The 4,266-nt window shown below is 63.3% G+C and carries 4 protein-coding genes and 1 pseudogene; 3 read left to right on the top strand and 2 right to left on the bottom strand.

Annotated features, from left to right (window positions below; translation table 11 throughout):
• Positions 1–641: helix-turn-helix domain-containing protein (locus ACLP9N_RS39815; protein ID WP_442412538.1), on the bottom strand; the 641-nt coding region annotated here is incomplete at its 3' end.
• A complete protein-coding gene (locus ACLP9N_RS39810; RefSeq protein WP_442412537.1) occupies positions 619–1,434 on the bottom strand; it encodes an alpha/beta fold hydrolase in 816 nt (271 codons plus the stop codon). The genes ACLP9N_RS39815 and ACLP9N_RS39810, both read right to left, overlap by 23 nt.
• Positions 1,435–1,695: 261 nt before the next feature.
• Between ACLP9N_RS39810 and ACLP9N_RS39805 the strand changes: the two genes are divergently transcribed.
• From ACLP9N_RS39805 to ACLP9N_RS39795, 3 genes and pseudogenes are all read left to right on the top strand, one after another.
• Positions 1,696–2,637 carry a class I SAM-dependent methyltransferase gene (locus tag ACLP9N_RS39805; protein WP_442412536.1) on the top strand — a complete coding sequence of 314 codons (942 nt, stop codon included), beginning with the start codon at positions 1,696–1,698 and terminating at the stop codon, positions 2,635–2,637.
• 123 nt (positions 2,638–2,760) lie between these two features.
• Positions 2,761–3,846: pseudogene (locus ACLP9N_RS39800) on the top strand (IS110 family transposase); the annotation flags it as partial.
• Positions 3,847–4,073: 227 nt separating this feature from the next.
• On the top strand, positions 4,074–4,266 hold a 193-nt coding region (locus ACLP9N_RS39795), incomplete at its 3' end, for a hypothetical protein (protein ID WP_442412535.1).

The following is a 4,266-nucleotide window of genomic DNA, read 5'->3' as shown; positions in this document are numbered from 1 at the left end:
TCGACGCTGGTCTGGCTGCCGCCCGTCAACACCCGGGAGTGCGTCGAGGCAAGCAGCAATTCCTGCAGCAACGCCGCTTGCGTGTGCAGCCCGAGGTCCTCTCGTAGTCGTCCCGCCTTGGCGACCCCGGTCAGCAGTTCGACGATGAAGGCGTGCAAGGGCTCCACCGCGCCGGCGAGGTCTTTTGGCCGCGTCTCGGCGAGGCGCAGGTGAAGAACACTCAACCCCCGCGCCAACCGCGCCGGCATCTCGGTGATCTCGGACAATGCGTCCAGCAAGGCCCGAAGCCGCAGCACCGGATCGTCAATACCCTCGCACCGCTGCTGCAACATCGGCATCGCAGTCTTGCGCAGAATCGTCTCGTACACGGCCAGCATCAGGCTGTCTTTGCTGTCGAAGAAGGTATAGAAAGTGCGCTGCGACTGACTGGAGCGGTCCACCACGTCCTGGATCGAGAAGTCACCCTCATCGCGTTCGGACAGCAGTTCAACGGCAGCGTCAACGAACCGGTCACTGCGCTTGCGCGCCCGGTCGATCGCATTGCGCAGCGATCGATCGACACTGTCTCGCTGCCAGCTCGGCACATAGTCCTCTGCCGGCTCTACGACCGGTTTCAGCTCAGCTGTCTTCTGTCGCGCCACGGCTCCCCGCTCTCTCACTGTCGACTTCAGTCAGGAAGGCACTGATGACCTCTGCAAACCTATCGGGGCATTTGTGGTGCACGGCGTGTGCCGCGCCGTCGAGTTCTACGTAGCGTGCCAAAGCATTGACCTCGGCGAACCGCCGCCCTTGGGCCCGCCGTGTCGACTCGTCGAGGGCCCCGGCCACCATCAACACCGGACACCCGACACCGCCCAGTGCTTCCGTTGAGAGTTCGGGTCGGCCGACGCTGTCGACATGCAGCGCAGTCACCAGCTGACGCCAGTGCTCCGGTCCGTGGTGGGTCTCGTGCAGGCGGCGCAACGCGAACGGCCAGGTGCGGTACAGGTGCTCCAGACGCGGAGCCCGGTAGTCGCTGGGGCGACCGGTGCCCGGACTCACCATCACCAGAGATCGTGCGGTGCCGGGCGCTGACAGTTCAAGCATGAGCGAGATCTCGGAACCGTAAGAAAACCCCACGATGTGGGGGTGGTCGAGGCCCAGGTGCTCGATGAGATGTCCCAGATCCGCGCAGATGGCCTGCCCCATGTCGGGCGACTCGCGGAATTGTGATCGGCCGTGACCGCGCAAATCGGGCAGGACGCACTGGTAATCGGACGCCAACGCAGCCGCGAGCCGACCCCATTCGAACTCCCCCGTGGCCGTCGCGCCATGGACGAACAGGATGGGTTGACCATCGCCCACCACGGAGTACCCCAGCGACAGGCCGCCACGCTCGTAGGTGTGCGGGCGGCTTTCACCCACCAGATCTGGCATCACTTCCCTCGCGCCCATGTCGTTCTCTTGCTCACGGCCAACGCGGGGCCATCACCACGCTGCCTCACGTACCCTGTACCAACAACGCCCATCAAAGGCTAATCAAATGACCACCATGTGCTACCTAAACGGTAGTGACCCGTGCTACCGGTGAGATTAGCACGCTAATTTGACGCCGACACGGATCGCAGTGCTCGCCGGCCCATTTTGTAAGCACAGCTAACTTTTCGCGTAGGGTTGGTACAGGCTCGTTTCACCGAGCGCAGCGAAAGGACTCCGATGGCCAGAACTGACGATGACACGTGGGACATCAACGAGAGCGTCGGCGCGACTGCGTTAGGGGTTGCCGGCGGCCGAGCTGCGGAGACCAAGAGCGCCAATCCTCTGATCAGGGATCCGTACGCACACCTGTTCCTCGAGGCGGCCGGCGACGGCATCTGGCAGATCTACTTGGACGGTGAATTGCCAGCCGAACTGATTGAACTCGACCCACAATTCGAGGACCGGATGCAGGCGATGCTCGGCTATACGGCGTGCCGGACGAAGTTCTTCGACGAGTACTTTCTGGCGTCAGCCGGTGACGGCATCCGGCAGGCCGTGATCTTGGCGGCCGGTCTGGACTCGCGTGCGTGGCGGCTCGCCTGGCCTGCGCGGTCTGTGGTCTACGAGATCGACCAGCCCAAGGTGCTGGCATTCAAGACCGGCACGCTGGAATCTCACCAAGTCAACCCAATCGCTTCTCACATAAGCGTGGGCATCGATCTGCGTATGGACTGGCCGAATGCTTTGGTGCAGGCTGGGTTTGACGCGTCGGTTCCCACGGCATGGTCGGCGGAGGGGCTGCTGCCCTATTTAACGGCCGACGCGCAGGACCTGCTATTCGACCGGATCCAGTCGCTCAGCGCCCCCGGGAGCCGTGTCGCTATCGAAGCATTCACCAACGAGTTCTTCAGCCCCAACAGCTCCGCGCGCCGCGAAGAGCAGACGGAATTGTATCGGACCGCCGCAATAAAGCTGGGCGGCAAAGACATCGCCGAGTCCGGCAACCTGCTTTACGACGAGGAACGCACCGAGGTGCCGGACTGGCTGCGAGCCCACGGGTGGGCCGTTACTGCTGCGACGAGCGCAGACGAGCTGATGGCCGCGAACAACCGGGCCGTCCCCCCAGGGCTCGATGCACCCGTCCCGGAAAGTGTGTTTGTCGAAGGCCGCCTGCACTGACCGCCGCATCGATCCAAAGGACGCCATCGGCCGTCGTGGCGCGGAAGAGCAGGTCGCACGTCATGCCGTGCTCATTGGGTTCGACGACGTAGCGGATGCTGCGGATCGGGTCGACCACCCACACACGCCGAAGATCCCAGCGAGGTGATCGTGGGGATCGAGAAAGATCACGGCCTATGGGTCGCTGCTTTGGCGGTCAGTGGTTATCGGGTGTATGCGATTAATCCGATGGCGGTGGCCCGTTATCGCGATCGGCACCGGGTCTCGGGTGCGAAATCTGATGCCGCAGATGCCAAGGTGCTGGCTGATCTGGTCCGCACCGATCGGCACAACCACCGTCTTCTCGATGGGGACAGCGCCCAGGCCGAGGCGATCAAGGTGCTGGCGCGGGCACATCAAAACCTGATCTGGACCCGGGCCCGTCAGATCGCTGCGCTGCGTGCGGGGTTGCTCGAGTACTACCCCGCGGCTTTAGAGGCGTTCACCAATCTTGGTGATCGAGATCGCGATCGGGATGCACTGGCCGTGTTGGGCCGTGCCCCGACCCCCGACCAGGGCGCCCGGCTGAGCCTGAGCAAGATCGCCGCGGCACTCAAAGCCGGTGGACGCCAACGCGGTATCGATGAACGCGCCCGCGAGATCCAGGCCCTACTGCGCAGCCAACAACTCCACGCACCCGCGGCCGTGAACGCGGCCTACGGGGCCGCCACCAGCGCCATCGTCAACATCGTGGTGGAGCTGACCAATCAAATCAGCACGGTGGAAACCGAACTGGCTCAACATTTTAGGAAACACCCGGACGCCGACATCTACCTCTCCCTGCCAGGACTCGGTGTCATCCTCGGCGCCCGGGTGCTCGGTGAGTTCGGGGACGACCCGAACCGCTTCACCGACGCTAAGTGTCGCAAAAACTACGCCGGAACCTCACCGCTTACCGTCGCATCAGGCCGAAAACACGCCGTCATAGCCCGCCACGTTCGCAACCGGCGACTCTACGACGCCCTCGACCGCTGGGCCTTCGCGACCTTGAAATGCAGCCCCGGCGCCCGCGCCCTCTACGACCGACACCGCGCCGCCGGCGACACCCACCACCAGGCCCTCCGTGCTCTGGCCAACCGGCTCGTCGGAATCCTGCACGGATGCCTACGCCACCAGACTCTCTACAACGAAGACACCGCCTGGACGCACCGCGCACCCGTCGCTGCTTGACAAATAAAAAGCTGGGATGTCTCGCAGCGACTTTTGAGCGCGACACCGACTGGAACACAATAAATTCCAAATTTTTTGACCAGGACCGGCGTGGACGGGAGTCGCTGCGAGGTGGACAAATCGTCGTATACCGAGCAGCCAGTGGCCACTGTGGCGCATGGGAATAACACGCCGGTTAGCAGATGATGCACACTGATCTGAGCCAAGTCGGGTTACACGACTAAGAGATGAGCGTTGCCTGCTTCGAGGTGATCCTCGGGCGTGGGTCCACGTCCGTCCCCGCGAGCGAGCGTGTTGGTCAGTTGTTCAACCAGATGTGCGGGGATCACTACTCGCTAACTTTCGTCTTCGGCAAGGACTCGGAAGACGGTGGCCCTGCTGACGCTGAGCGTGGCCGCAATCGTGGCGACTGGCTCATCG

It is taken from the genome of Mycobacterium sp., assembly GCF_052144515.1.
In the GTDB taxonomy this organism is placed as follows: Bacteria; Actinomycetota; Actinomycetes; order Mycobacteriales; family Mycobacteriaceae; genus Mycobacterium.
Note: the sequence above shows the minus strand (reverse complement) of the source record. Positions and strands in the feature narration are given on the sequence as shown.

Excerpts from the sequence above, each read along its gene's own strand:
- ACLP9N_RS39810 (WP_442412537.1), bottom strand. The coding sequence starts at position 1,434 with ATGGGCGCGAGGGAAGTGATGCCAGATCTGGTGGGTGAAAGCCGCCCG.
- ACLP9N_RS39805 (WP_442412536.1), top strand. The coding sequence starts at position 1,696 with ATGGCCAGAACTGACGATGACACGTGGGACATCAACGAGAGCGTCGGC.